This window comes from Bradyrhizobium sp. BRP20, from assembly GCF_020194215.1.
Taxonomy (GTDB): Bacteria; Pseudomonadota; Alphaproteobacteria; order Rhizobiales; family Xanthobacteraceae; genus Bradyrhizobium; species Bradyrhizobium yuanmingense.
Genome location: NZ_JADYVY010000002.1, coordinates 343,843 through 370,800, shown reverse-complemented (window position 1 = coordinate 370,800; position 26,958 = coordinate 343,843). Strand labels below are relative to the sequence as shown.

At 64.7% G+C, this 26,958-nt stretch carries 29 protein-coding genes; 6 read left to right on the top strand and 23 right to left on the bottom strand.

Going from position 1 to position 26,958, the window contains the following annotated elements; genetic code table 11:
* Positions 1-129: 129 nt before the first annotated feature.
* The 9 genes from I6F33_RS06365 to I6F33_RS06325 all read right to left on the bottom strand — a co-directional run bounded on the left by I6F33_RS06365 (position 130) and on the right by I6F33_RS06325 (position 9,926).
* Complete coding sequence (locus I6F33_RS06365) at positions 130-1,386, bottom strand: TCR/Tet family MFS transporter (RefSeq protein WP_225141593.1); 1,257 nt, start codon at positions 1,384-1,386, stop codon at positions 130-132.
* Positions 1,383-2,765, bottom strand: a complete 1,383-nt coding sequence (gene der, locus I6F33_RS06360) for a ribosome biogenesis GTPase Der (RefSeq protein ID WP_225141591.1) — start codon at positions 2,763-2,765, stop codon at positions 1,383-1,385. The genes I6F33_RS06365 and der overlap by 4 nt, the downstream gene beginning before the upstream one ends.
* Positions 2,766-2,886: 121 nt before the next feature.
* Complete coding sequence (locus tag I6F33_RS06355) at positions 2,887-3,441, bottom strand: hypothetical protein (RefSeq protein ID WP_225141589.1); 555 nt, start codon at positions 3,439-3,441, stop codon at positions 2,887-2,889.
* Positions 3,442-3,472: 31 nt separating this feature from the next.
* Positions 3,473-4,126 (bottom strand): tetratricopeptide repeat protein, encoded by a 654-nt coding sequence (locus tag I6F33_RS06350; RefSeq protein ID WP_036022675.1) that lies wholly within the window; start codon positions 4,124-4,126, stop codon positions 3,473-3,475.
* Positions 4,127-4,292: 166 nt separating this feature from the next.
* Complete coding sequence (locus I6F33_RS06345; RefSeq protein ID WP_225141587.1) at positions 4,293-5,885, bottom strand: class I adenylate-forming enzyme family protein; 1,593 nt, start codon at positions 5,883-5,885, stop codon at positions 4,293-4,295.
* A gap of 73 nt (positions 5,886-5,958) precedes the next feature.
* Complete coding sequence (locus I6F33_RS06340; RefSeq protein ID WP_225141585.1) at positions 5,959-6,543, bottom strand: NnrU family protein; 585 nt, start codon at positions 6,541-6,543, stop codon at positions 5,959-5,961.
* A 70-nt stretch (positions 6,544-6,613) separates the two neighbouring features.
* Positions 6,614-7,192, bottom strand: coding sequence for a hypothetical protein (locus I6F33_RS06335; protein ID WP_225142033.1), 579 nt, complete (start codon positions 7,190-7,192; stop codon positions 6,614-6,616).
* A 76-nt stretch (positions 7,193-7,268) separates the two neighbouring features.
* Entirely contained in the window at positions 7,269-8,246 is a 978-nt protein-coding gene (locus I6F33_RS06330; protein WP_225141583.1) for an ABC transporter substrate-binding protein, read from the bottom strand.
* A gap of 57 nt (positions 8,247-8,303) precedes the next feature.
* Positions 8,304-9,926 (bottom strand): peptide chain release factor 3, encoded by a 1,623-nt coding sequence (locus I6F33_RS06325; RefSeq protein ID WP_036034125.1) that lies wholly within the window; start codon positions 9,924-9,926, stop codon positions 8,304-8,306.
* 158 nt (positions 9,927-10,084) lie between these two features.
* On the opposite strand from I6F33_RS06325, the gene sugE reads away from it, so the two are divergent.
* Entirely contained in the window at positions 10,085-10,399 is a 315-nt protein-coding gene (sugE, locus tag I6F33_RS06320) for a quaternary ammonium compound efflux SMR transporter SugE (RefSeq protein ID WP_036022660.1), read from the top strand.
* Here sugE and I6F33_RS06315 read toward each other — a convergent pair.
* The 7 genes from I6F33_RS06315 to I6F33_RS06285 all read right to left on the bottom strand — a co-directional run bounded on the left by I6F33_RS06315 (position 10,392) and on the right by I6F33_RS06285 (position 16,890).
* Positions 10,392-11,396, bottom strand: a complete 1,005-nt coding sequence (locus I6F33_RS06315) for an inorganic phosphate transporter (RefSeq protein ID WP_036022657.1) — start codon at positions 11,394-11,396, stop codon at positions 10,392-10,394. The two genes, sugE and I6F33_RS06315, sit on opposite strands and share 8 nt — an antisense overlap.
* 12 nt (positions 11,397-11,408) lie before the next feature.
* Complete coding sequence (locus I6F33_RS06310; RefSeq protein ID WP_036000836.1) at positions 11,409-12,053, bottom strand: DUF47 domain-containing protein; 645 nt, start codon at positions 12,051-12,053, stop codon at positions 11,409-11,411.
* A 156-nt stretch (positions 12,054-12,209) separates the two neighbouring features.
* Entirely contained in the window at positions 12,210-13,178 is a 969-nt protein-coding gene (locus I6F33_RS06305; RefSeq protein WP_225141581.1) for a branched-chain amino acid ABC transporter permease, read from the bottom strand.
* A gap of 2 nt (positions 13,179-13,180) precedes the next feature.
* On the bottom strand, positions 13,181-14,044 hold the full coding sequence (locus I6F33_RS06300; protein WP_036000843.1) for a branched-chain amino acid ABC transporter permease: 864 nt from the start codon (positions 14,042-14,044) through the stop codon (positions 13,181-13,183).
* Positions 14,045-14,119: 75 nt separating this feature from the next.
* Positions 14,120-15,340 (bottom strand): ABC transporter substrate-binding protein, encoded by a 1,221-nt coding sequence (locus I6F33_RS06295; RefSeq protein WP_225141579.1) that lies wholly within the window; start codon positions 15,338-15,340, stop codon positions 14,120-14,122.
* Positions 15,341-15,395: 55 nt separating this feature from the next.
* Positions 15,396-16,142, bottom strand: coding sequence for an ABC transporter ATP-binding protein (locus I6F33_RS06290; RefSeq protein ID WP_225141577.1), 747 nt, complete (start codon positions 16,140-16,142; stop codon positions 15,396-15,398).
* Complete coding sequence (locus I6F33_RS06285) at positions 16,135-16,890, bottom strand: ABC transporter ATP-binding protein (RefSeq protein WP_014495850.1); 756 nt, start codon at positions 16,888-16,890, stop codon at positions 16,135-16,137. Before I6F33_RS06285 ends, I6F33_RS06290 begins: the two co-directional genes overlap by 8 nt.
* A gap of 339 nt (positions 16,891-17,229) precedes the next feature.
* On the opposite strand from I6F33_RS06285, the gene I6F33_RS06280 reads away from it, so the two are divergent.
* Positions 17,230-17,871, top strand: coding sequence for a PAS domain-containing protein (locus I6F33_RS06280; RefSeq protein ID WP_225141575.1), 642 nt, complete (start codon positions 17,230-17,232; stop codon positions 17,869-17,871).
* Positions 17,872-17,974: 103 nt separating this feature from the next.
* Here the strand turns inward: I6F33_RS06280 and I6F33_RS06275 are convergent, their stop codons facing one another.
* Positions 17,975-18,334: an ArsC family reductase gene (locus I6F33_RS06275; protein ID WP_225141574.1), complete on the bottom strand. Its 360-nt coding sequence runs from the start codon at positions 18,332-18,334 to the stop codon at positions 17,975-17,977.
* Positions 18,335-18,438: 104 nt separating this feature from the next.
* On the opposite strand from I6F33_RS06275, the gene I6F33_RS06270 reads away from it, so the two are divergent.
* Entirely contained in the window at positions 18,439-18,810 is a 372-nt protein-coding gene (locus tag I6F33_RS06270) for a tRNA-binding protein (RefSeq protein WP_225141573.1), read from the top strand.
* 68 nt (positions 18,811-18,878) lie between these two features.
* On the opposite strand, the gene I6F33_RS06265 is transcribed toward I6F33_RS06270, so the two are convergent.
* Both I6F33_RS06265 and I6F33_RS06260 read right to left on the bottom strand, forming a co-directional pair.
* Complete coding sequence (locus I6F33_RS06265) at positions 18,879-19,583, bottom strand: glutathione S-transferase family protein (RefSeq protein WP_225141572.1); 705 nt, start codon at positions 19,581-19,583, stop codon at positions 18,879-18,881.
* 78 nt (positions 19,584-19,661) lie between these two features.
* Positions 19,662-19,808 (bottom strand): hypothetical protein, encoded by a 147-nt coding sequence (locus tag I6F33_RS06260; RefSeq protein ID WP_225124203.1) that lies wholly within the window; start codon positions 19,806-19,808, stop codon positions 19,662-19,664.
* 164 nt (positions 19,809-19,972) lie between these two features.
* On the opposite strand from I6F33_RS06260, the gene I6F33_RS06255 reads away from it, so the two are divergent.
* Positions 19,973-20,179, top strand: a complete 207-nt coding sequence (locus I6F33_RS06255) for a hypothetical protein (RefSeq protein WP_225124204.1) — start codon at positions 19,973-19,975, stop codon at positions 20,177-20,179.
* Positions 20,180-20,185: 6 nt separating this feature from the next.
* Here the strand turns inward: I6F33_RS06255 and I6F33_RS06250 are convergent, their stop codons facing one another.
* The gene (locus I6F33_RS06250) at positions 20,186-20,857 is read right to left on the bottom strand and encodes a DUF429 domain-containing protein (protein ID WP_225124205.1); all 672 of its coding nucleotides are present in this window, start codon (positions 20,855-20,857) and stop codon (positions 20,186-20,188) included.
* A gap of 1,207 nt (positions 20,858-22,064) precedes the next feature.
* On the opposite strand from I6F33_RS06250, the gene I6F33_RS06245 reads away from it, so the two are divergent.
* Both I6F33_RS06245 and I6F33_RS06240 read left to right on the top strand, forming a co-directional pair.
* Positions 22,065-23,390 carry a vWA domain-containing protein gene (locus tag I6F33_RS06245; RefSeq protein ID WP_225141571.1) on the top strand — a complete coding sequence of 442 codons (1,326 nt, stop codon included), beginning with the start codon at positions 22,065-22,067 and terminating at the stop codon, positions 23,388-23,390.
* 111 nt (positions 23,391-23,501) lie between these two features.
* The gene (locus tag I6F33_RS06240; protein ID WP_225141570.1) at positions 23,502-24,902 is read left to right on the top strand and encodes an RtcB family protein; all 1,401 of its coding nucleotides are present in this window, start codon (positions 23,502-23,504) and stop codon (positions 24,900-24,902) included.
* 13 nt (positions 24,903-24,915) lie between these two features.
* On the opposite strand, the gene I6F33_RS06235 is transcribed toward I6F33_RS06240, so the two are convergent.
* From I6F33_RS06235 to I6F33_RS06225, 3 genes are all read right to left on the bottom strand, one after another.
* Positions 24,916-25,437 (bottom strand): RNA polymerase sigma factor, encoded by a 522-nt coding sequence (locus I6F33_RS06235; protein WP_036000900.1) that lies wholly within the window; start codon positions 25,435-25,437, stop codon positions 24,916-24,918.
* Positions 25,434-25,643, bottom strand: coding sequence for a DUF2892 domain-containing protein (locus I6F33_RS06230; protein WP_036000902.1), 210 nt, complete (start codon positions 25,641-25,643; stop codon positions 25,434-25,436). Before I6F33_RS06230 ends, I6F33_RS06235 begins: the two co-directional genes overlap by 4 nt.
* A gap of 95 nt (positions 25,644-25,738) precedes the next feature.
* Positions 25,739-26,923, bottom strand: coding sequence for a serine hydrolase (locus I6F33_RS06225; RefSeq protein ID WP_225125731.1), 1,185 nt, complete (start codon positions 26,921-26,923; stop codon positions 25,739-25,741).
* Between the last annotated feature and the right edge of the window lie 35 nt (positions 26,924-26,958).

Here is a 26,958-nt window from a genome sequence, read left to right as displayed (position 1 = left end):
TGGGTTAGCATGCGGCTGCGCAAAGCGCAGTCCGCTGGCGTAACCCACCTCTTCCGCCTCCGCGGAAATGAAAGAGGTGGGTTACGCCTCGCGGTTTGCGCTTCGCGCGAACCGCGAGGCTAACCCACCCTACGAGACTGTCCTGGTCGCACCCAGCGACCGCACCGCGATCGCAACGCACACCACCATCAGCACCGCGGCGAGCAGGAACGGGGCGCCGGGCAGATGCAGCGGCGCGCTGGCGCCGATGAAATAGGAAAATGTCAGCGTGAACAGGAACGGGCCGACGAGCTGCGACACGCTCTGCACGCTCGCGGTTGCGCCCTGCAGCTGGCCCTGCTGATCCGGCGCGACGAGCCGCGTCATCAGCGCTTGCGAGGCGGCACCAGAGATGCCCCACAGCGCCAGAATGGGAATCCCGAGCCACGATAGCGGTCCGGTCGGCGCAGCGCCGAGGACCACGAATCCGATCGCGCCACAGCAGAGGCCGAGCAGGAGCGCGTTGCGCTCGCCGAGCGAATGCACGATGGGGCCGATCGCAAAGCCCTGCACCACCATGGCGCAGATGCCGACCATGGCGAGCGTCAGGCCCACCGTCTTGGCATCCCAACCATAGCGATAGGTCGCGTAGAGCACGAAGGTCGAGGGCAGCACGACGTGCGCGACCTGCGCGATGAAGTTGACGATCGACAACGCGGCAAGTACCGCGTCGGAGCGCAGCAGATGCAGCGCCCCGAGCGGACTGGCGCTGCGCCAGCGCAGCGGCGCGCGCTTGTCGGGCGCCAGCGACTCCGGCAGCACGAATAGGCCATAGAGCGCGTTGGCGAAGCTCAGGGCCGCCGCGGCCCAGAACGGCAGGCGCGGATCGATATCGCCGAGCAGGCCGCCGAGCGCTGGCCCCAAGATGAAGCCGGCGCCGAAGGCCGCGCCGATCCGGCCGAAGACCGCCGCACGCCGTTCCGGCGGCGTGATGTCGGCGATATAGGCGAAGGCGGTCGAGATGCTCGCCGAGGTGATGCCGGAGATCACGCGGCCGATGAACAGCCACGCAAGCGACGGCGCCAGCGCCATCAAGACGTAATCGGCCGCGAGCCCGAAATTCGACAGCAGCACCACCGGCCGGCGTCCGAAACGATCGGACAGCGCACCAAGCACCGGCGAGAACACGAACTGCATCAAGGCCCAGGCGGTGCCGAACAGGCCGAAGATGCGCGCGGCATGTGCGGTGTCGTTGTCGACGAAGCTTTCGATCAGCTTCGGCAGGACCGGCATGATCACGCCGAGCGCGACCATGTCGAGCAGGATGGTGACGAAGATGAAGGCGACCGCGCCGCGCGGGGCCGGCGCTGCGTCCTGCACCACCGCCTCGCCGGCACCGTCGCTCACGATGGCCGCTTGCGCTTGTGCGCGAAGGGATTGGCCTTCTCGCGCAGCGTGATGCGCACCGGCGTGCCAGGCAGCTCGAAGGTCTCGCGCATGGAATTGGTGAGATAGCGCAAATAGGATTGCGGCACGGCGTCCGCACGCGAGCAGAACAATACGAAGCTCGGCGGCCGGGCCTTGGTCTGGGTGATGTAGTTCAGCTTCAGCCTGCGGCCGGAGACCGCCGGCGGCGGGTTGGCCTGGATCGCCTGCTCGAACCAGCGATTGAGCGCCGAGGTCGGCACGCGCCTGTTCCAGATCGCATAGGCGTCCTGGATCGCCTGCATCAGGCGATCGATGCCCTCGCCCATCAGGCCCGAGACGGCGACGATGGGCACGCCCTTGAGCTGCGGCAGCCAATGATCGGCATCGCGGCGCAGGCCGGAGATCGCGCCGCCGCCCTTGGTCTCTATCAGATCCCATTTGTTGACGGCGAGCACGACCGCCCGTCCCTCGCGCTCGATCAGGTCGGCAATGCGCAGGTCCTGCTCCTCGAAGCGGTTCTGCGAATCCATCATCAGCACGACGACCTCGGCAAAGCGCACCGCGCGCAGTGCGTCCGCAACCGACAGCTTTTCCAGCTTCTCCTCGATGCGCGAGCGCCGGCGCAGGCCCGCGGTGTCGAAGACGCGGAAATCGCGGCCCTTCCAGTTGATCTCGACTGCGATGGAATCGCGCGTGGTGCCGGCCTCCGGGCTGGTCAGCAGGCGCTCCTCGCCGAGCAGATGGTTGATCAGCGTCGACTTGCCGGCATTGGGCCGGCCGACGATCGCGACCCGAATCGGGCGCGTGGCCGCCTCTTCCTCGGAGATCGGCGCGTCGTCCTCATCGTCGTCTTCCTCGACGGGTTCGGGCATCAGCTTGGCCAGCGCATCGTAGAGCTCGCCCATGCCCTCGCCGTGCTCGGCCGAGATCTGGATGGGATCGCCGAGGCCGAGCGCGAATGCTTCCATTGCGCCGGCATCGCCGTGCTTGCCCTCGCTCTTGTTGGCGACCAGCAGCACCGGCTTGTCGGCCTTGCGGGCGAAATCGGCGAAGGCGCGATCGGTCGGCGTCAGGCCGATGCGGGCGTCGACCACGAAGAACAGCGCGTCGGCCTGCGCGATCGCGGTCTCGGTCTGCTCCTGCATGCGCGCGGTCAGCGAGCCCTTGGCGCCCTCGTCGAGGCCGGCGGTATCGATGATGGTGAAGCGGAGATCACCGAGCCTGGCCTCGCCTTCGCGGCGGTCGCGGGTGACGCCCGGCAGGTCATCGACCAGCGCGAGCTTCTGCCCAACCAGGCGGTTGAACAGCGTCGACTTGCCGACATTGGGCCGGCCGATGATGGCGATCGTGAAGGACATCGGTCATTCGTGCGCTGCCGAGGCTGCGCCTGTCAATGCAACGGGAAATATTGTTTGAGCATGATCTTTTCGGAAAACCGCTTCACACTTTGCGCTCGGCCCTCCGGGTCCGGATCATGCTCTAGCGCGAGAAGCTGCCGCTCGGCAGCGGTGCCGGGAAGGCGCTCTGCGATTGCTGCTGCGGGGGCTTGGCCGGCTGCGCCTGCTGGGTCGGCTGCGCCTGCTGGGCCGGCTGATCTGGCGGCGGCGCGGTGGTGCGCCTGCGGACGATCTTGTGCTTGGGCGGCGGAGCGGACGTCGCTGGTGCTGCCTCCGGCTGGGCCTCGCCGTCGACCTCGCCGACGGGTGCTTCGGCCGGCGCGGCGGACTGCTTGGTATTCTTTGCCTTGGCCCCCTTTGCCGGCTTGGCCGGCTCCGGCTCCGCAGGCAGGGCCGCGACGGCAGGTGCGTTCGGGTCGGGCTGCTGCTGCTGTGCGCCTTTGTAGAGATCCCTCGGCACGCCCTGCTCGAGCCCCGGCACCCCCTCGGGGAAGACCGGCTTGCGGTCGCCCGGCAGCTTCTTCTTGGTGTCGAGGAAGTCGAGCAGATCGCTCGGATCGAAGCTTGAGCAGCCGCCCAGGGCGCCGGTGAAGGCGATCAGGACGGCGGCTGCGATCAAGCGTGGCGTGCGGCGCATCTTGGTGTCTCGTTACGTCAGAGAACCGTCGTCAGCTTTTGGCGACGGGTGGCAACAAAGCCTGGAGCGCCTCGGCGCGAGAGCGCAGGCCGGGCGGCGTTTCGCCGTCTCCGTCAATCGCCTCGAGCCATTTGCGGGCTGCAGTCATGTCGTTGTTACGCCAGGCCGACAGCGCCAGCATCTCGCGGGCGGTGTGGCGGAAGGTCGATTTCGGCGCGGCGGAAGCTTCCAGCCGCTGCTGGATGTCGGCATAGCCGGCGCTGTCGAGCAGGAGCCCCGCGGCGCGGATCTTGGCCAGATCCTGCCACTCGCCGCCAATGCTGCGGTCCGCGGCGATGTCGTCATACATCTTCGCGGCCGCCTTGGGATCGCGGCTCGCGGCCTCGGCCGCAGCACGCAGCCGCGCCAGGGTGCGATAGCCGGACGGCGCCTTGGCGGCGAGCTCGGTGAAGGCTTTCTCGGCGTCCTCGTGCTTGCCCTGCTCGGACAGCTCGGCGGCCTTCTCGAAAGCGGCGCCGGCCGCGGCGGCCTTCTGGGCCTCCAGATACCTATAACCCTGCCAGCCACCAGCGCCGGCGACGATCAGCACCATCAGCGCGATGAAGTAGATCGAATACTTGTCCCACAGCTTCTTGAACTGTTCGCGACGTACTTCCTCGTTGACTTCGTCAAATAATTCAGACACTTATGCCAATCCCATGCCCGTCCGGGTGCGCGCGCCAAAGCGTTCGCGTCAGGAATCCCGTCCCCGTGTGGCGGCGAGGTAGCCTAACGATATGGCGGTGGCAAGGCAAAGCGAGCCCGATCAAGGCGTTAACCACCCGGGACATCCCCGGATGCCCCTGCCCGGCTCAAGCTCCCAGCAGCTCCCGCAGCTGGCGCTTCAGCACCTTGCCGTTGGCGTTGCGTGGCAGCGGGTCTGCCGTGATCGCCATGGTTTCGGGAACCTTGTAGTCGGACAGGCGCTCGGCGCACCAGGCGCGCAGGTCCGTATCGGTCACCGGCTGTCGCGTCACCACCACGGCATGGACGCGCTCGCCCAGCACCGGGCAAGGCCTGGCAATGATCGCGCTCTCGACCACGGCGGGATGGCCGGCCAGCACGGATTCGACCTCGGCCGAATAGATCTTCAGGCCGCCGCGATTGATCATGTCCTTCTGCCGGTCGAACACGCGAACGAAGCCTTCCGCATCGACCGAGCCGAGATCGCCGGAATGCCAGAATCCGCCCGTGAAGCTTTCGGCGGTGGCCTTCGGGTTATTCCAGTAGCCCCTGATGACGGAGGCGCTCTGGATCCAGAGCTCGCCGATCTCGCCGGGAGGCAGCTCGCGCCCGTCCGGGCCCATCACCGCGATGCGCGCGCCGGGACACGGCAGACCGACGCTGTCGATATGGCGCTCGGTCAGCTCGCCCGGCATGATGGTCGAGGGCGAGGTCGTCTCGGTCGCGCCGTAGCAGTTCATCAGCTTCAGGCCGGGAATCTTCGCCTTGAGCTTCTCGATGGTGGCGATCGGCATCGGCGCGCCGCCGAAGCCGCCGATGCGCCAGCTCGAGAGATCATAGCCGTCGAAATCGGGCTGGAGCAGGCAGAGATTGTACATCGCCGGCACCATCACCGTGTAGGTGACGCGCTCGCGCGAGGCGAGCTTGAGGTAATCGGCGGCCTTGAACTCGGGCATGATGATCAGCGTCCCGCCGCAGCGGATCATGGTCGTAATGTTGGCGACGACGCCGGTGACATGGCCGAGCGGCACAGCTGCGATCGAGCGATCGACCTCCGTCAATTGCAGGCAGGACACGAACACCATCGAGGAATGGACGATGTTGCAATGGGCCAGCATCGCGCCCTTCGGCTTCCCCGTGGTGCCGGAGGTGTAGAGGATCATCGCGGTGTCCTCTTCGCTCACTTCGATCGGTGCCGATGCCGGAGCGTTTTCGGCGAGCGAAGAGAAGCTCGACCGCGCGGCATCGTCATCGATGGCAATGCGATGGATCACATCGGGCACGTCCTTTACGTCGGGCAGTCGCTCGGCGAGCGAGGCCTCGTGGATCAGGATCTTCGCCCCGCAATCGGCGAGCACATAGGCGATCTCCGGCTTCTGCTGGCGCGTGCTGAGCAGCACGGTCACCAGCCCCTCATGCGCGGCGGCAAACAGCAGCAGCGGAAATTCGATGCGGTTGCCGAGCAGGATGGCGAGGCGATCGCCGCGCTGCAATCCTAGCTTGCGAAATCCGGCGGCGATCCGCGCGGCCTGCTCCATTGCTTGCCGCCAGCTCAGGCGGACATTGCCGCAGATCAACGCTTCGCCATCGGCATTGCGGCCGCGCGCCTCCGCGATCATCGCCCAGAGGCTCGATGGCCGATCGCAAAATGCCGGCACCACCCGATCGCCAGAGCGCGCCTCGCGCCGCATCGGCGGGATCTGAAATTGCGACCAGTCCATTGGGATGCCCTCGGCTTGTTGCTCTCGTTATCTTCCCCGCACGGTCAGGCGAGCGCCGTCTTGCGCCGATCGGCTAGACCCCGATCACGGGCACACCGATCACCACCGGATGGAAGGCGAAGGCCAGGGCCAGATAGGCGACCACGCCTACCGCGACCGCGATCAGATCGTTGGTGGGGCCGCCGACCGGAATCGGCGGGGCACCGGCGTCGGTGCGAGCTTTCAGCGAGATGCGGTCATAGATCGCCCAGGCGAGGAACGAGCCGAACAGGATTATGGAGCCGAGATCGCCATTGGCGAGCAGATGCGCGGCGGCCCACAGCTTGATGCCAGCCAGCATCGGATGCTTCAACGTCGCATAGATGCGGCCACGCATGTAGGACGCCACCACGAGGATGACTGCAGGCAGCATCGAGGCCAACGCGATGTGCTTCATCGCCTTCGGCGGATACCAGACGTCGATCCAGCCGGAGCTGCGGTAGTGGGCATAGCCCCAGATGATCAGCGCCAGCCCCGCGAGTGAGACCGCCGAATAGAGGAGCTTGTAGGTCCCCTCGCCCAGCCTCGCGATCGCCTGCGCGCGGGCCTTCCGTCTGGTTGTGAAAATATGGGATGCAAAAAACAGCACCAGCCCCAGGATCATGACCAGCAGACCCACGACATCCTCCCCGCAAAGCAGCCCCCGCCACTGAGGTATCATCGATCGGCCGATGCTCGCAACTCGCGCGCTATTTGCCGAGCTCCCGATTGTCGACATAACGGATCGCGATGGGCCGCCCGGCCAACGCCCCGCCGAGCCCGCTGGTCAATTTCAGCGGCAGACAGGCCTTCAGCGATGAATTGATGGCGTTCAGATAGGTCGTCCGGGTGTCCGCCGGCACGCCCGCAGTCGCGTATGTGAGGCGCGGCGGGCCGATCAGGCCGCCGGTCTTGTTGAAGCTGAAGCGCACCGACATCTGCATGCCTGCGCGCGCATGGTCCGATGGCGGCGACCAGCAGCTGCGCAGCGCGGCGAAGAGGTCGCCGATCGTGTCGAGATCGTGATCGGGCTTCCGGTATTTGGCGCGGTCGGCCTCGGCAGGCACGCTCTCGATCGTGAGCTGGAGGTTCTGGCCGTAAGGGTAGTCGATCTCGGGAATACAGGGGCCGGGCTCGAGCGGGCTGCAATAGGATGGCGTGCAGGGCTCGCCGTCGAGCACGCTGCAAGGCTCGTGCGCGAACGGAATCGGATTGATCTGGCGTCGCTGCGCGTCGGCGACGATCGAGGTCATTGCCAGCAAGGCAAGAACAAGAATGCAGCGCCACATGTACCGGGACCGCAATGGCATTTGCAACAGGTGGCGACGGCTATGAAAGCTTCAAGGCTGGCCGCGATGGTTCGCTTCACTCGACAATCTGATCCGCTTGCGCCACCAGCGTGGGCGGTAAATTCAGCCCCAACGCATTGGCTGTCTTGAGATTGAGCAGGAACTGGAATTCATTCGGTTGCTGGACTGGAAGGTCTGCGGGACGGGTTCCTCTCAAGACGCGGTCGACATAATCCGCCGAGCGACCGACGAGCTGCGTAATCGAGACTCCGTAAGACATCAGCCCGCCGTCCGTGACGAAGGACGGGAACGGATACATCGCCGGCAGACGATGCGCGGCCGCCAAGTTCAGAATCAATTGCCGATGAACGAGTGGAAATGCGTCGGGAAAGATCAGCAGCCCGCCGTCTGGCTGCTCTGCAAAGCGGGAAATCGCCTGTTCGAGCTCGGCGGCGTTGTGCGCCGGCGCCGGAACGAGCTGGAGCTGGACTGCCGGAATGGCCGCCTGCACGGACGGCATCAAGATCATGGGCGCCGTTCGCGGATTGAAGATTGCGGCAACCCTCCGTATCGCGGGTGCCGCCTGCTTGAGCAATTGCAGCCACTTGCCGGCCATTTCAGGCTCGAAAGTCGTGAAGCCCGTGATACTTCCGCCCGGCTTGCCCAGGCTTTGGACGAAACCGGCACCCACGGGATCGGCAACGACCGTGAAGATGATCGGCAAGGTCGGCGCGCGTCGCCTCAGGGCTTCCACAGAGGGAGTGCCGATTGCCAGAAGCACATCCGGCCCCCACTTCACGAGCTCCGCCGCCTGGGCATCGGCGACATTCGGATCGCCGGCCCACCAGCGATACTCGATATGGATGTTGCGCTCCTGTTCCCAACCGAGCTCGCCCAGACGCTGTCTCAGTTTCTGGTAGCCGGCCTGGCTCTCCGGATCGCTCGCCCTGCCTCCCGCCAACACACCGATCCGCCGCACATTCCCCTGCGCGGATGTGCTCAGCGGAAAGGCCGCCGCGCCTGCAGCGAGCATGATGAATTCGCGCCGCCTCATGACCGTCGACCTCGCTATGCGTTGCCGTCCTGCATCACGGAGAACGTCTGGGAAACATTACCCCTTTTTCTTGACGTCCTTGACGTTGCTGAACTCGATGCCCTCGGCACGCTCCTTGGTGTAGCCGAGGTAGAACTCGTTGCGGGCGAGATAGACAGGATCGCCGTCGACGTCGTCGGCAATGCTCGAATTATTGGCGGCGATGAAGCTGTCGAGCTTCTTGCGGTCCTCCGAGGAGACCCAGCGCGCCAGCTGGAACTCGCTGACCTCGAACTCGACCGGCAGCGAATATTCCGCCTCGAGCCGGGCCTTGAGCACGTCGAGCTGCAGCGCGCCGACCACGCCGACCAGCGCCGGGGCGCCGTCGCGGGGGCGGAACACCTGCACCACGCCCTCTTCCGACATCTGCTGCAGCGCTTCCTTCAGCTTCTTCGCCTTCATCGCGTCGGTGAGACGGACACGGCGGACGATTTCCGGCGCGAAGCTCGGCACGCCGACGAAGTTGAAATCCTCGCCCTCGGTCAGCGTATCGCCGATGCGCAGCGTGCCGTGGTTGGGAATGCCGACGACGTCGCCGGCGAAGGCTTCGTCCGCGACCGAGCGGTCCTGCGCGAAGAAGAATTGCGGGCTCGACAGCGGCATGCTCTTGCCGGTGCGCACGAGCTTGGCCTTCATGCCGCGGCTGAGCTTGCCCGAGCACAGGCGCGCAAACGCGATGCGGTCGCGGTGGTTGGGATCCATGTTGGCCTGGATCTTGAACACGAAGGCGCTCATCCTGGGATCGGTGGCCTCGACCTTGCGCTGGTCGCTGTCCTGCGCGCGCGGCTCGGGCGCAAACTTGCCGAGGCCCTCCAGGAGGTCTCCGACGCCGAAATTACGTAGCGCGCTGCCGAAATAGACCGGCGTCAGATGTCCCTCGCGGAACGCGTCCAGCTCGAACGGCTTCGACGCCTCGGTGACGAGCTCGAGCTCGTCCTTCACGGCGGAGACATCGAGATTGGCGTTGAGCTTGGCAAGCTCTTCGATCTCGATCTCGAGCGCCGCGCCGGTCTTGGCGCCACCGCCTTCGAGCAGGCGCACGCCGCCATTGACGACGTCATAGGTGCCGAGGAAGTCGCGGCCGCGGCCGACCGGCCAGGTCATCGGCGTGGTGTCGAGCGCCAGCGTCTTCTCGATCTCGTCGAGCAGCTCGAACACGTCGCGGCTCTCGCGGTCCATCTTGTTGATGAAGGTGATGATCGGGATGTCGCGCAGACGGCACACCTCGAACAGCTTTCGGGTGCGCGCCTCGATACCCTTGGCCGCGTCGATCACCATCACGGCGGAATCGACCGCCGTCAGCGTGCGATAGGTATCTTCCGAAAAGTCCTCGTGGCCCGGCGTGTCCAAGAGGTTGAAGACGAGGCCTTCGAACTCGAAGGTCATCACCGAGGTCACCACCGAGATGCCGCGTTCGCGCTCGATCTTCATCCAGTCCGAACGCGTGTTGCGCCGCTCGCCTTTGGCCTTGACCTGGCCGGCGAGGTTGATGGCGCCGCCGAACAGCAGCAGCTTTTCGGTCAGCGTGGTCTTGCCGGCGTCGGGATGGGAGATGATCGCAAAGGTCCGCCGCCTCGCCACCTCGGCGGCAAGCGGGGAACGGGCCGGCGATTCGGCTGTGGTGGCGGCGATGTCGGACATGGCGGGAGCGTGTGGCAGGGAAAACGGGCCTGATCAAGCCTCATTTGGTGATTGCGAAGGTTTCCGGCCAGCCCCATATCCCCCTTTTGGGAGGACGACCTCCCTGCCCATCAGCACACCAGCCGCGGGGACGACCCTGCCTTGAATGGAGGGTCGTCATGGCCTGGAGCATCCTGTTCGTCGCCGGTCTCCTCGAGATCACCTGGGCCATCGGCCTGAAATACACCGAGGGCTTTAGCAAGCTTGTCCCGTCCGCGGTCACGCTCGCGGCCATGGCCGGCAGCGTCATCCTGCTCGGATTTGCGCTCAAATCCCTGCCCGTCGGAACCGCCTATGCGGTCTGGACCGGCATCGGCGCGGTCGGCACCGCGACGCTCGGCATGGTTCTGTTCGGCGAGCCGGCGACGGCCTTCCGCCTCGCCAGCATCGGCCTGATCGTCGCCGGCATCATCGGACTGAAGCTCGTCACTTGACGAGCTGGACCACCCACCAGGTCAGCGCGGCCACGATGCCTGAGGCCGGGATCGTGATCACCCAGGCATAGACGATCGAGCTTGCGACGTTCCAGCGCACGGCCGAGACGCGGCGGGCGGCACCGACGCCGACGATGGCGCCGGTGATGGTGTGGGTGGTCGAGACGGGAACCCCGAGATAGGTCGCCATGAACAGGGTCACCGCGCCTCCCGTCTCGGCGCAAAAGCCCTGCATCGGGGTCAATTTCGTGATGCGCAGGCCCATGGTGCGGACGATGCGCCATCCGCCCATCAGCGTGCCCAGCGCCATCGCCGCCTGGCACGACAGCACCACCCAGAACGGCACCGAGAACTCGCTGCCGAGATGGCCCTGCGAATAGAGCAACACCGCGATGATGCCCATGGTCTTCTGCGCGTCGTTGCCGCCATGGCCGAGCGAATAGAGCGAAGCGGAGACGAATTGCAGGATGCGGAAGGCGCGGTCGACCGCGAACGGCGTCGAGCGCACCGAGGCCCAGGACACGATCGCAACCAGCGCCATTGCGAGCAGGAAGCCAACCAGCGGCGACAGCACGATCGCCAGCACGGTCTTGGACAGGCCGCTCCACACCGCGGCCGAAATACCGGCCTTGGCCAAGCCGCCGCCGACGAGCCCGCCGATCAGCGCGTGCGACGACGACGATGGAATGCCGAGCGCCCAGGTCACGAGGTTCCAGACGATGGCGCCGACGAGGGCTGCGAAGATCACCTGGGCGTCGACGACCGCGGGATCGATGATGCCGGTGCCGATGGTCTGGGCGACGTGCAGCCCGAACACCAGGAACGCGATGAAATTGAAGAAGGCGGCCCAGAACACCGCGAATTGCGGCCGCAGCACGCGGGTCGAGACGATGGTCGCGATCGAATTGGCGGCGTCGTGCAGGCCGTTCAGGAAATCGAACAGCAGCGCGACGGCGATCAAGCCGACCAGGACGGGAAAAGCCAACGCAGCATCCACGGCGGCCCTGCCCTACACTTGCTCGATGACGATGCTGTTGATCTCGTTGGCGACGTCATCGAAACGGTCGGCCACCTTCTCGAGATGGTCGTAGATCTCGACCCCTACGATGAAATCCATCGCATTGCCGTCGCGATGCTTGAGGAACAGCTCCTTCAGGCCGATGTCGTGGAGATCGTCGACACGGCCCTCAAGCTTGCCGAGCTCCTCGGTGATCGCGGTCAGCATGGCGACGTTCTTGCCGATCTCCTGCATCAGCGGCAGCGCACGGCCGACCAGATTGGCGCATTCGATCAAGAGTCCGCCGATCTCGCGCATCGGCGGCTCGAAGCTGCGCACCTCGAACAGCATCACGGCCTTGGCCGTCTGCTGCATCTGGTCGATGGCATCATCCAGCGACGTGATCAGGTTCTTGATGTCGCCGCGGTCGAACGGGGTGATGAAGGTGCGGCGCACCGCCGTCAGCACCTCGCGGGTGATATTGTCGGCGTCGTTCTCGAACTGGTTGACGCGCTGGCAATAGACCGGCGTCTCCTCGCCCCCGTTAAGCATGCCCTGGAGCGCGACCGCGCCCTGGATCACGGTCTGGGCATGGCGGTCGAACAGGTCGAAGAACCGCTCTTCCCTGGGCAGGAACGCACGAAACCATCGCATCATGGGGGTAGGCTACCGGTTGGAAATGGTCAGGCCCGTGAGGGCTGTCATAAAACTGTCATAGACCATTTTCGATCCGCGCGCGTGTCGCCTCACGCCCGCGGAGCCGGGTCATCCACCGCTTTCATGCATCAATGAAACTGATGCAACATCAGTTACTTAGAGCGAACGTCGGAAGTAATGCGCGATTTCGCCGACGACGCCGCGGCGGAAGGTGAGCACGCAGACCACGAAGATCGCGCCTTGGATCACCGTCACCCACTGGCCGAAGCCGGCCAGATATTGCTGCATGGCGATGATCACGAAGGCGCCGACCACGGGACCGAAAACGGCGCCGAGCCCGCCGACCAGCGTCATCAGCACGACCTCGCCCGACATCGTCCAGTGCACGTCGGTGAGCGAAGCGTTCTGCGCCACGAACACCTTCAGCGCACCGGCAAGGCCGGCGAGCGTCCCCGACAGCACGAAGGCCAGGAACTTGTATTGGTCAGTACGGTAGCCGAGCGAGATCGCGCGCTGCTCGTTCTCGCGGATCGACTTCAGCACCTCGCCGAACGGCGAGTTGATGATGCGGAAGATCAGGAGGAAGCCGGCGAGGAAGCCGACCAGCACCACATAGTACAGCACCGTCGGCTTGGACAGATCGAGCAGGCCGAACATGCGCCCCTGTGGGATGCCCTGGATGCCGTCCTCACCATGGGTGAACGGGGCCTGGAGATAGATGAAGTACAGGAGCTGCGACAGCGCCAGCGTGATCATCGAGAAATAGATGCCCTGGCGGCGGATCGAGATGTAGCCGGTGACGATCGACAGCACGAATGCCGCGGCGACGCCGACGAGAATGCCGAGCTCCGGCGGCAGCGCCCAGACCTTCAACGCATGCGCGCTGCAATAGCCGGCCGTCCCCAGAAACATCGCGTGGCCGAACGACAGCAAGCCGCCATAGCCGACCAGCAGGTTGAAGGCGCAGGCGAGCAGCGCAAAGCACAGCGCCTGCATCACGAAGAACGGGTAGACGCCCGTGAACGGCACCGCTGCGAGCAGCAGCGCCATCACTGCGAATACAATCATCTCGTCGCGCATCGCGCGCGGGGTCACAGGAAGCGTGTCGTCCGTCAGGGTTGTCATCTTTAGGCCGCCCTTCCCGTCAATCCCGTCGGCTTCACCAGCAGCACCAGCACCATCAGCACGAACACGACGGTGTTGGACGCCTCGGGGTAGAAATATTTGGTCAGGCCCTCGATCACGCCGAGCGCGAAGCCGGTGATGATGGAGCCCATGATCGAACCCATGCCGCCGATCACCACCACCGCGAACACCACGATGATGAGATCGGCGCCCATCAGCGGCCGCACCTGGTTGATCGGCGCCGAGAGCACGCCGGCCAGCGCGGCAAGGCCGACGCCGAGACCGTAGGTGAGCGTGATCATGCGCGGCACGTTGATGCCGAAGGCACGCACCAGCGTCGGATTTTCAGTGGCGGCGCGCAGGTAGGCGCCGAGCTGCGTCTTCTCGATGAGAAACCAGGTCGCAAGGCACACCGCCAGCGAGAACACGACGACCCAGCCGCGGTAGATCGGCAGGAACATGAAGCCGAGATTCATGCCGCCCCTGAGCTGGTCGGGAATGGCGTAAGGCAGGCCCGAGGAGCCGAAATAGTTCTGGAACACGCCCTGCACGATCAGCGCGATGCCGAAGGTCAGGAGCAGGCCGTAGAGATGATCGAGCCCGGTCAGCCATTGCAGCATGGTCCGTTCCAGGATCATGCCGAAGATGCCGACGATGATCGGCGCCAGCAGCAGCGCCCACCAATAATTGATGCCACCGAGGTTCAACAGGAAATAGGCGACGAAGGCGCCCATCATGTAGAGCGCGCCGTGGGCGAAATTGATGATGTTGAGCATGCCGAAGATGACGGCAAGCCCGAGACTGAGCAGCGCGTAGAACGAGCCGTTGATCAATCCCACCAGTAGCTGAGCGTAGAGAGCCTGCATCGATCCCGCACCCGGTCCCTTCTATTCCTCAACAACAGGCCGGCGCGGCTGCGCGCCGGCCTGCATCGTTCACCGTTACTTCTTCACCAGCGGACAGGCGCTTTCCGACAGCGGCCGGAAGGCCTGGTCGCCGGCGGTCGTGCCGATCAGCTTATAATAGTCCCAGGGCGCCTTGGATTCCTCGGGCTTCTTGACCTCGAAAAGATAGGCCGGATGCAGCTTGCGACCGTCGGCGCGGATCGAGCCCTTGCCGAACAGCGCATCATCCGTCGGCATCTCCTTCATCTTGGCGACGACCTTGGCCCCGTCATGCGGGTTGCCGCCCATCGCCTCCAGGGTCTTGAAATAGTGCAGCAGGCCCGAGTAGACGCCGGCCTGCACCATCGAGGGCATTGCCTTGTTCTTCATGCGCTCGGAAAAGCGTTTGGAGAAGGCGCGCGTGCCGTCATTCAGGTCCCAGTAGAAGGTCTCGGTGAAGTTCAGGCCCTGCGCCACCTTCAGACCGAGCGAGTGCACGTCGGTGATGAAGAGCAGCAGGCCCGCAAGCCTCTGGCCGCCCGAGACGATGCCGAACTCCGCCGCCTGCTTGATGGTGTTGGTGGTGTCGCCGCCGGCATTGGCCATGCCGATGATCTTGGCTTTGGAGGCCTGCGCCTGCAGCAGGAACGAGGAGAAGTCGGCAGTGTTCAGGGGATGCTTGACGTTGCCGATCACCTTGCCGCCCGACTTCACCACGACCGCGGCGGTGTCGCGCTCGAGGGCATGTCCAAAGGCGTAGTCCGCGGTCAGAAAGTACCAGGTGTCGCCGCCCGCCTTCACCAGCGCCTGCCCGGTGCTGTTGGCGAGCATATAGGTATCATAGACCCAGTGGACCGTGTTCGGCGAGCATTGCGCGTTGGTGAGATCCGACGTCGCAGCACCGGTGTTGATCAGGATCGAATTCTTCTCTTTGACGATGTTGTTCACCGCCAGCGCAACGCCGGAGTTCAGGACATCCATGAAGATGTCGACCTTCTCGACGTCGATCCATTGCCGTGCAATCGTGGAGCCGATATCGGGCTTGTTCTGGTGGTCGGCAGAGATCAGGTCGAGCTTCCAGCCCTTGGCAGCGAGCCCGGAATCCTCAATCGCCATCTGGGCTGCGACGGTCGAGCCGGCGCCGCCGAGGTCGGCATAGAGTCCCGAATTGTCGGTCAGCACGCCGATCTTGACGTTCTTGTCCTGTGCGACTGCGCCGCCTGCCGCGCCGAGCGCCAGGGCCGTCGCGAGCAACATTGCCGAAATGCCGTGCTTCATAATCTGCCTCCCAATATTCCTTTGATAGTTACTCTCGATCGTCCCGCCTGCTCGGCTACACGCCGAGATAGGTGTGGAGCTTGTCCATGTTGGCGGCAAGCTCCGAATTGGAAAACCCGTCAATGATCTTGCCGTGCTCGACCACGTAGTAGCGGTCGGCGACGGTGGAGGCGAAGCGGAAATTCTGCTCGACCAGGAGGATGGTGAAGCCCTCCTTCTTGAGCCGCGCGATGGTGTGGCCGATCTGCTGGATGATGACGGGGGCAAGGCCCTCGGTGGGCTCGTCCAGCATCAGGAAGCTCGCGCCGGTGCGCAGGATGCGCGCGATCGCGAGCATCTGCTGCTCGCCGCCCGACAGCTTGGTGCCCTGGCTGTTCAGCCGCTCCTTCAGATTCGGGAACAGCTCGAAGATCTGCTCGAGCGACAATCCGCCTTCGCGGATCACCGGCGGCAGCATCAAATTCTCGCGGACATCGAGGCTGGAGAATATGCCCCGCTCTTCCGGGCAGAAGGCGACGCCCATGCGCGCGATCTTGTCGGAGGTCGCGCGGATGATCTCCTGGTTGTTGAACTTCACCGAGCCGGTGCGCTTGCCGATGATGCCCATGATCGACTTCAGCGTTGTCGTCTTGCCGGCGCCGTTGCGCCCGAGCAGGGTGACGACCTCGCCCGCGTTCACGTCGAAGTTGATCCCGTGCAGGATGTGAGACTCGCCGTACCAGGCTTCCAGGTTGCGGACTTGCAGGATGTTCCCGCCGGTCGCAGCCCTGGCCGGAGCCTCGGCGATCGCAGTGTCAGGCATGACCGGCTCCCAGGTAAGCTTCCTTGACGCGCTCGTCCTTGGTGAGCTCGGAGTAATGGCCCTGCGCGAGCACCTGCCCGCGCGTCAGCACGGTGATGATGTCGGAGAGGTTGGCCACGACACTCAAGTTATGCTCGACCATCAGGATGGTGTATTTCGCGGAGATGCGCTTGATCAGCGCCGCGATCTTGTCGATGTCCTCATGGCCCATGCCGGCCATCGGCTCGTCGAGCAGCATCATCTCCGGGTCGAGCGCCAGCGTGGTCGCGATCTCGAGCGCGCGCTTGCGCCCATAGGGCATCTCGACCGCGGGCGTGTTGGCGAACTCGCTGAGGCCGACGTCGTTCAAAAGCTCGCGCGCCCGATCGTTGAAGCGGTTGAGCACCGACTTGGAGCGCCAGAAATCGAACGAGGAGCCATGCTGGCGCTGCAGCGCGACACGGACGTTCTCGAGCGCGGTGAGATGGGGAAACACCGCCGAAATCTGGAACGAACGGACCAGCCCCAGGCGGGCCACATCCGCCGGCGCCATCGCGGTGATGTCCTGCCCCTTGTACAGGATTTTCCCGGCCGACGGCTTGAGGAACTTGGTCAGGAGATTGAAGCAGGTCGTCTTGCCGGCCCCGTTCGGGCCGATCAACGCATGAATGCTCCCACGGCGAACCTTGAGCGCAACGTCGCGGACGGCGAAGAAGCCCGCGAACTCCTTGGTCAAGCCTTCCGTTTCGAGAATGAACTCATCGGCCAAACAGTTTTCCCCCTGCCCGCGCGGCGCGTGGCTGTGCTTGTTGCTTCGGCTGTCCGGAGGACTTGCAGCCCACCGGGGCGCCGCCTCCGGGCGCGGAATATGCCGGAGGTGACGGGGGTTAGGCAAGGCGGAAAGCTGAGCAGGTCAGGCCTCCGGCCGGGGTACAAATGCTCCCTTAGTCGGAGACGTTTCGATGCGTGCCTGCCCGGCCACCCGGTTCGCAAGGCACCGGCCATCAAGCCGTCGTTAACGGTCTTTCGTCTCCCGCGCCAGCCTTCATCAAAAATTTTCCCGTTGGCACGATCATCCCAGGGTTTTCTCGTCGCGGAGAATATTGCTTTGGATTTTGCAAGCGCGGCTCCCTCGATCGTCAAGTCGATCCGCCAGCGTGATCTCCTCAACACGTGGCTGCGACTTTATGCGCGCCAGCAGATCGCTCCGGCGATCTGGGAGTATCAGCCCGCACGGCTCGAGGAGGAGCTGTCGGATCTAATCTACTACACGGTGGAGCTTTCGACGCCGACGCGTCTCGTCATCCAGAGCGAAGGCACCCGCGTCTCGCGCGCCTATGGACATACCGGCAAGGGCGTTTCGCTCGATGATTACGTCGGGCCGCGGCTCGCACCTTACGTGTTGCCGATCTATCATGAATGCGTCGCGCGCGGCCTTCCGGTCTACAGCGTTGCCGACGTTGATGACACCTATGGCCGCATCGTCGCGTATGAGCGGCTGCTGCTGCCGTTCCTGACCGACGGCAGGGTCAGCCACGTCATCGCGTCAGTAAAGACCTTCTGCGAGGACGGCGGCTTCGAGATCAAGAATCTGATGCGCGGAAATGACGCGCTGCCGCGCCCGAAGCTGCGGGCCGTGATCGATCGCGAGTTGTTTCATCGCGCCCCCGGCCGCATCGCTCCCGCCGAGCCGGTCGAGTTCTCCGAGCCGGGCCCCGCCATCTCCAACGAGATCATCGAGCTGAACTAAAGCGCGATGAGATTTGGAGGAATCATCATCGCGTTTTAGATTGTTGTTTACGCATGATCTTTCCGGAAAACCGCTGAGCACTTTTCCGGATCATGCTTTGACGTCAGCGCGCCTTGCCGCCGACCTCTTTGGCATAGATATCCGGCTTGAAGCCGACCAGCAGCTTGCCGCCGATTTCGAGCACCGGCCGCTTGATCATCGATGGTTGCGCTAGCATCAAGGCGAGCGCCTTCTTCTCGGTGAGGCCTTCCTTTTCGGAGTCGGGGAGCTTCTTGAACGTCGTTCCGGCGCGATTGAGCAGGGTCTCCCAACCGACCTTGTCGCTCCACTGCTTCAGCCTGTCCTTGTCGACTCCCGCCGCCTTGTAGTCGTGAAACGCGTAAGCCACGCCGTGGGCATCGAGCCAAGCGCGGGCCTTCTTCATGGTGTCGCAGTTCTTGATGCCGTAGATGATGGTGGGCAAGACGGTCCTCGCGCATGACGTAGCGGTGATGTGCGTGGCGTTGTACGAAACTCCGCGTCGCGCGACAATGTCGCGAGACGAGTCACCCACCGAACGGACATCCCATGCACGTCACCCACGATCCCGCGGCGGCGGCCGCACCGACCATCGACTTCGACGCTTTCCTCGCGGTCGACGTCCGTGTCGGCACCATCGTCGACGCCAAACCGTTTCCGGAAGCGCGCAAGCCGGCCTGGCGGCTGTGGATCGATTTCGGCCCCGCCATCGGCGTGCGCAAGAGCTCGGCCCAGATCACCGAAAACCACCCGCTCGAGACCCTCGTGGGCCAACAGGTCGCGGCCGTCGTCAATTTCCCGCCGCGCCAGATCGGCCCGGTCGTCTCCGAGGTGCTGACGCTCGGCTTCCCCGATGCCGACGGCAAGGTCGTGCTGGTGCAGCCGAGCAAGCCGGTGCCGAACGGCGGACGGCTGTTCTAGAGCATGATCCGGAAAAGTGTGTAGCGGTTTTCCGAAAAGATCATGCTCAAACACTAACCTAAAGCGACTTAGGGCCGCTGCGGAATGTTCAATCCGCGCTGCACCGCGGGGCGGGCAAGCCCGCGCTCGAGCCAGGCGCCGACCGCCTTGAATTGGGTGAACTCGACGAGATCGCCGGCGCCATAGAAGCCAATGAGATTGCGCACCCAGCCGAGCATGGAGATGTCGGCGATGGTGTAGTCGTCATCCATGAACCATTGCCGGCCGGCGAGATGCACCTCCATCACGCCGAGCAGGCGCTTGGCTTCGGCGACGTAGCGGTCGCGAGGCCGCTTGTCCTCGTAATCCTTGCCGGCGAATTTGTGGAAGAAGCCGACCTGGCCGAACATCGGCCCGACGCCGCCCATCTGGAAGTGCAGCCATTGCAGGGTCTGATAACGCCGCGCGGCATCCTGCGGCAGCAGCTTGCCGGTCTTCTCCGCGAGATATTGCAGGATCGCCCCGGACTCGAACAACGGCAGCGGCCTGCCGCCGGGGCCGTTCGGATCGAGGATCGCCGGGATCTTGCCGTTCGGATTGAGCGAGATGAATTCGGCCGTCTTCTGATCGTCCTTGCCGAAATCAACCAGGTGGACTTCGTAAGGAAGCCCGATCTCCTCCAGCATGATCGAGACCTTGACGCCGTTCGGCGTCGGCAACGAATAGAGCTGGAGCAGTTCGGGGTGCTTGGCGGGCCAACGTTTGGTGATGGGGAAGACGGACAGAGCGGACATCGGGATCCTGGGCGCATGGACTGAGGCGTGCTCAATCTAGGCAAGATACCGCACCGCGCAAGTGACTTCCGGCTGTGCTTAGGGCGGCAGCGTCGCCATCGTTACGAACGGGGGCAATGCGTCACGCTGCAGCCGAGACTCGATGAATCGTTGACCCGTCACCAACAGCAGGGCCGTAAAGGCGATCGCGAGCATCGCGGTCGCCAATTGGCACACGTCGTACATGGTATTATGTCCCTCACAGCCTCTGGCGTAGAACGTCGGCTCAGGCGCCATGTTCCGAGGCGGCACTAAAATATTGCCGTTTTTTCCCGATCCTACTGCGAAGCGATCGTGCTGTTCCGGCGGCTTGCGCGGGGACCAATGGTCCCCTCGCGCGTTGTCACGCGATGAACATCGAGAAGCGCGCCCTGCTCGACCACGCTGAACGCTGTCGCCGCGTCGCGAACGATCTCGCGCACAGCAAAGCCGCGCAGCGGTTGCGGACGATGGCCGACGAGTATGAAGCGAGAGCAACGAGGCTGGACGACGACAGCGGCAGCGCGCATCCAGGTCACAGCAGCCGCGTGCACCTCGAAGGCGACGTCGAGGGCTGATCGCCGTCAGAAGTTGATCTCCATCCGTAGTCCGCGCGTATCGACCGCGCCGTCACCAACGGAACGCGTGCTGTCGCGCGCTGCGACGGCGCAGGCACAGGCGTCGATGAGATCGTCGCGACCGATCCCGGTGCCGTGGCGAAGCGTGAGCCATCTCTCGACCTCAGTGAAGCCGCGCTCTCTCAAAAGCGCGATGCGCTGCTCTCGCCCGCGCGGCGAGGTCTTCGGTTCGAGCTGCACGCGCCGTGCCAGATTCCAGAAGATCAATTCCGGATGCGCTTCGCCGATCGTCGCCTGCCGCGCCGGCGTCATGGCCTCGTCGACCTCCCTCATCTTGTCCCTGATATTCCACAGTTGCGCCGATACGCCCCTGCCCTCGCCTTCGCGCTTCCAGTAATGGCGATTGGCCGCCGCCATGTCCGGGAATCTCCAGAGGTCGCGACGCGCACCGAGAAACACCGCAGGGCCGATCAGTTCGCGCGCCCGCACATCGCAGGCGCGGTAGCCGCTCGGGTTCAGTCCGATCGGCATGTCGATCATCGCGCGGGCGTGCGGCATTGCGAGCAGACGCGTCAGGCCAGGCGAATAATCGAAGCCTTGATCGCCACGCTCGTCGATCCACGCTGCGACCCACCCGAAACGAAATCCGTCGAGCCCCAAATAGGTTTGGCAAGTCATGCGTCCATCAATTTCAATTTCCGCGCGCGTCTCGCTTGACATCCGCAAGTTGCGGGCGTATGTCCCGCGCCCTCGCAAGCACTTCCGTTTGCGACAGACACCATGAACCGAGCGATGTCGTACCGCTACGAAAGAATTGTCCACACGCCGAATAGCCCCAAGCTATTCGATTGCGCATGCCCGGCTCATGGGAGCGATCTTGCCTGACCGCAAGATCGATCGTCCGCTTCTCACGGACCCTCCCGAGCCTGCCGCTCCGGAGGGTTTTTTGTTGCCCGCCGCGCGGCCCAACCGAACAACCCGGCATCGGCCGGAACGGGAGACCCGGATCCCGGGGCTCGCGCTGGAGAGGCGCGTGTCCAAGTGCGCGGGGCCTGCCGGAGGGAACGAGGCGATGAGCCGGACACCGATGGCAGAGCGAACCCAGCGGGTTCGCAATGTGCGGCGCGTCGACAGCGCCGCGATCGAATTTTTGTAACTCGGTTTGCCGCGACGATCGCGGCTCAACCGATGCTGGTGGTGAAGATGTCGGATACTTCTCCACACGGCACAGCGGGTATGCCTCCCGCCTTTGACACACGCACCGGGATGCGGCCTCGGAAAAGGTACGCACGCGGCCCGGCGCAGGATCTGTCCGTTCGGGACGGAGACTGTGTTGTCGTCACTGAAAGCCGATATCGCCCGTTCCCCAGCGTACCCATCAACGGCCGATGCGAAAAGCGCCGGCCTGGCGGTGGTGAAGATGTCTGTTACTTCGTGGTGAAGGCGCGAAAGCGCCGAGCAGGTTCGAACCCTGCGCGCCGAAAGGCGGATCGCCCGCAAGGGCAGCAACAGCATCGCTCGTTCCCCGCCAACCCCATCACGATCCGTGGTGAAGATTTCTGTTACTTCGCCTGCAACGCGAGAGGTCGCGGGTTCGAATCCCGCCCGGTGTCCCATGCACCGGTAGCTCAGAGGATAGAGCGCTTTCCGGCGAGCTTCGGCTCGTCGGGTACAGCAATCGCCTGTTCCCGGATCGTGTTTCCTTAGCCACCGCCGGTGGTGAAGAGTGCTGTTACTTCGTAATCACACTGTCGAAGGTTCGACTCCTTCCGGACGAAAGTCCGTAGCTCAGCGGTAGAGCATGTGGAGCCCCTCGTGGGCAGGACAGCCTCGCTTGTTCCCCGGCACCCCTTTCATGTCCCCGTCAACCCAAGAGGAGGCCGTCATGGTCAGGCTCAACAAGATCACTCGTGCCTTCACGCGGGAGGGCGCCCGCGCCGTGCGCTTCACGCCCGAGATGGAGCTGAAGCGGGCGCTGATGAACTGCCTCCTGTGGGAGGACCAGTTTTACGAGGATGGCGTCGCCATCGCCGACCGCATCAAGGCCCTCGTGCCCAAGGTCGCGCCCGCGCGCGTCGCGCAGCTTGCGATCGAGGCGCGCGAGGTGATGAAGCTGCGGCACGCACCGCTCCTCGTCATCCGCGAGATGGCGCGGAACGAGAAGCACCGCACCCTCGTTGCCCACACGCTCGCCCAGGTGATCCAGCGTCCCGACGAGATGACGGAGCTGCTCGCGATCTACTGGGCGGATGCGCTGGGGCCGATGCAGCAGCGCAAGCGCCAGCCGGTCTCGGCACAGGTGAAGAAGGGTCTTGCCCGCGCGCTGACCAAGTTCGACGCCTATCAGCTCGCCAAGTGGGACCGCGACGGCGCGGTGCGGATCAGGGACGTTCTGTTCCTGGTGCACGCCAAGCCGAAAGACGCCGATCAGGCGAAGGTGTGGAAGCAGCTCGTCGATGGCGAGCTCGCCTCCCCCGACACCTGGGAGGTTTCGCTCTCGGCCGGCAAGAACAAGCGCGAGACCTTCGAGCGGCTGATCGCCGAGCGAAAGCTCGGCGGCCTGGCGCTACTGCGCAATCTGCGCCTGATGCAGAACGCGCAGGTCCCGCGCGAGATCATCGCAGGCGCGATCGAGGCGATGCGGACGGATCGTATCCTGCCCTATCGCTTCATCACGGCGGCACGCTATGCGCCGGACTTCGAGCCCGAGCTCGAGGCCGCGATGCTCAAGTCAATCAAGGACCATGTGCGGCTTCCGGGCCGCACCCGGCTCCTGATCGACGTGTCCGGCTCGATGTTCGCAACGCTCTCCGCGCAGTCGGAAATGACGCGCGCGGAGGCGGCGTGTGGCCTTGCCATTCTCGCCCGCGAGATCTGCGACGAGGTCGAGATCTTCACCTTCTCCAACGAGGTCGTGAAGGTCCCTCCCCGCCGCGGTTTCGCGCTGCGGGATGCGATCATCAACTCGCAGCCGCATGGCGGAACCTATCTCGGCAATGCGGTGACGGAGATCGACTGCAAGGGCGATCGCCTCATCGTCTTCACCGACGAGCAGAGCCACGACCAGGTGCCCGAGCCGAGGGCGCGCGGCACCATGGTCAACGTGGCCTCGTATCAGCACGGCGTCGGTCACGGCGCCTGGACCCGCGTCAACGGCTTCTCCGAGGCCGTGGTCGCGTGGATCGCGGCGTCCGAGACGGCGTTGAACTGACGCGCAACAACAATGGCCCCGGACGCGAGATGCGCCCGGGGCCAGCGAAATCTCTGAAATGATCCGCCCGCCCCCGTTATGGTGCGCGCGGAATGACAAGGATCTACGACCATGCGACGACCCGATCCCTACATGGAACGCGCCCGCGAGCTCTGCCTCGCCGCCGGTGTCGACCCCGACTCGCGCGTCGGCGAAGGACGCGGCCAGCCGGCCTGGTGCCTGTACAAGGACGCCGCGCGCAAGGAGCATCTTGCCCGCGAGGCCAATGCGACCGCGAGCTCGATTGCCGCGTTCCGGACGCAGGACGCCCGTTTCCAGAATGCGCCGCTGAAGGTGTTCGGCCCGCATGAGGAGGCGACGATCGCGCAGATGCGCAATTGCATGGCCATCGGCAATGTCGTCTCCGGCGTGATCTGCGCCGACGGCCATCTCGGCTATGCGCAGCCGGTCGGCGGGGTGATCGCCTATGAGAAGCAGATCAGCATCTCCGGCGTCGGCTTCGACATTGGCTGCGGCAACATGGCGGCTCGGCTCGACACGCGCTTCGACGACATCGCGGGGATCGCTCCCACGATCATCCGCGACGTCGCCAAGGTGATCTCGTTCGGCGTCGGACGTGCCAACGCGGAACGGGCCGAGCACGACCTGTTCGACGACGGCGAGGCCTGGCGCGAAAGCGACATGGAGGACTACCGTCAGAAGGCGGTGAAGCAGCTCGGCACGGTCGGATCGGGCAACCACTATGTCGACCTCATGCGCGACGAGGAAGGCTTCGTCTGGATCGGCGTCCACTTCGGCAGCCGCGGTCTCGGGCACACCTCCGCGACGCGCTACCTCAAGGCCGCCGGCGGCAAGGACGGCATGAACGTCCCGCCCGCCGTCGTCGACGAGGACAGCGAGCTCGGCCGCCGCTACATCGCGGCGATGCAGCTCGCCGGGCGCTATGCCTATGCGGGCCGCGAATGGGTCGTCGAGCGCGTCCGCCAGATCATCGGCGGCAGCGTGACCGAGAGCGTGCACAACCACCACAATTATGCCTGGCGTGAGACCCACGACGGCAAGGATCTGTGGGTGGTGCGCAAGGGCGCGACGCCGGCGTTTCCCGGCCAGAAGGGGTTCGTCGGCGGCTCGATGGGCGACGACGCCGTCATCCTCGAAGGCGTCGACAGCCCGGAAGCCAAGGCCTCGCTCTACTCGACCGTGCACGGCGCCGGCCGCCTGTTCGGACGACGTGAGGCGAAGCGGCGCTTCTCGCGCGAGGAGATGGACCGTTGGCTGAACGAGCGCGGCGTCACCTTGATCGGTGCCGACCTCGACGAGAGCCCGATGGCCTATCGCCGCCTGCCGGACGTGCTGGCCCAGCACGCCGGCACCGTGCGCGTGCTGCACACGCTGCGGCCATTCGCCGTCGCCATGGCCGGCGAAGGCGAGTTCGTCCGTGGAAGGACTAAAGCGAAACCGTGGGCGGGAGGCGACGTCTCCCGCCCACGTCACTCCGTTTTTTTCCTTTGAATCTGGTTGTCTCTCATCTCGTCAGATATTCGCGCATCAAGGCGCGGGCGCGATGCAGCCGCGCCTTCACGGTCTGCCTGGTCGCGCCGAGCGCGGCGGCAATCTCATCGATCGTCATCTCCTTGACGTCGCGCATCAGCGCGACATCGCGATAGTGCGGCGGCAGGGCCTCGAACGCCGCGGCGACGTCGAGCCGCAGATCGGCCTCAGGGCGCAACAGCAGTGCGGCCTCCGCCTCGCCCTGATCGACTGCCGGTACAACGCCGGCCCGGCGCGCGAGCCGCAGGCATTCGCGCCGGACCACGCTGAACAGCCAGGCCGACAACGCCAGCAGCGAACGGATCGTGCCGACGTGGCGGAACAGGATCCACAGCGCCTCCTGCGTCGCATCCTCGGCGTCCGCCGAGCTGCGGCAGGTCGCGCGCGCATAGCGACGAATATCCGGCTGCGTCGTCTCGAGCAGACGCGCAATCGCCTCGGCATCGCCGAGCCGCGCGGCCTCGAACAGGTTTGGCGAGATCGCCGCCGCGCTCACGACATCCCTCCCTTGCCGATGCCTGCCATCGCGCACATCGGGCAATAACCGACGAAACCGGTCAGCGCGAAGCCGGCGCCACCGAGCGCGACCAGCCATGCTGTCGCGCCGGCAAGATAAACGAACGCCGCAGCCGCCACCGCAATCCCCAGGACGACCCGCACCACCTGATGCAGTCCGCCGATGTTCTTCCGATAGAATCCCATCACATCCTCCGATATGGGCCGAGACCGATTGCCTCGACCAACAAGAGGACGCGATGGCCAAGAAGGATTCGCGCTGACGGAAGATTTTTTTGCGATCAGGCTCCGACCGCCTGATAGGCCAGGCGCTTGAACTCGAAGAAGAACGGATTCCAGAAGCCCATATAGCGCTGGGCCATCAGCACGCCCGCCGTATTGGCTTCCGGACAGATCCACCAATGGGTCCCGGCCAGGCCGCCCCATTGGAATTCACCGGTCGAGTTCGGCGGATCGAACGGTGTCGGCGCGAAGGTGACGGCGCCGCCGAGGCCAAAGCCCTTGCCGGGAATCGGGCCGAGATTGGCAAAGCGGATGGTCTGGCCTGCGGGCAGCTGGTTCGTCATCATCTGCCGCAGCGTTTCCGGCTTCAGCAACGCATCGGACCCGGGCAGCAGCGCACACACCAGCGCGAGCATGTCTGGCAAGGTCGAGACCAGACCGCCGCCGCCCGAGAGCCGCGGCAGCGGCCGCCGATAGGCTTGCGGGTAAGGCAGATGGTCGGCCCGCGTGAGGCCGGGCTTCATGGGGTCGAGCACGTCGGCGCCGTTGTAGAGCGCGACCAGCCTGCCCTGCTGTGTCTCGGGGACATAAAAGCCGGTGTCGGTCATGCCGAGGGAATCGAAGATGCGCGCCTTCAGGAAGGCGTCGAGCGGCTGGCCCGAGACGACCTCGACCACACGGCCGAGCACGTCGGTCGCCACGGAATATTCCCAGGCCGTGCCAGGGTGATAGGACAGCGGCAGGTCGGCGAGCCTGTCGATCATGTCGCTGAGCGGCGTTAGCGGATTGAGCACGCGCGCCTCGTTGTAAGCCTTGAACAGCACCGTGCCGGGATCGAAGATACCGTAGCTGAGACCGGAGGTGTGGGTCAGGAGCTGGCGGATCGTGATCGGACTCTTCGCCGGCTCGACATCGGCAAGGCTCGAAGCGCCCTGCTTCAGCACCTTGCGATTGCCGAGCTGCGGCAGGAATTTTTCGACTGCGTCATCGAGCCCGATGCCGCCTTGCTCGACCAGCAGCATGATCGCGCAGGTGACGAAGATCTTGGTGTTGGAGAACGCGCGGAAGATGTGGTCGGGCCGCAATGCGGTGTTGGCCTCTCGGTCGGCAAAGCCCACGCATTGCTGATCGACCACCTCGCGGCCGCGCAGCACGGCCCAGGATACGCCGGGAATGATCTCCTGATCGACGTAGCGCTGCATCGCCGTCCGTACGGCGGAAAAATCAGTCGTTCTGGCGTCCATGTGCTCCCCCCCGATTTGTGGTTGGAATCGATATA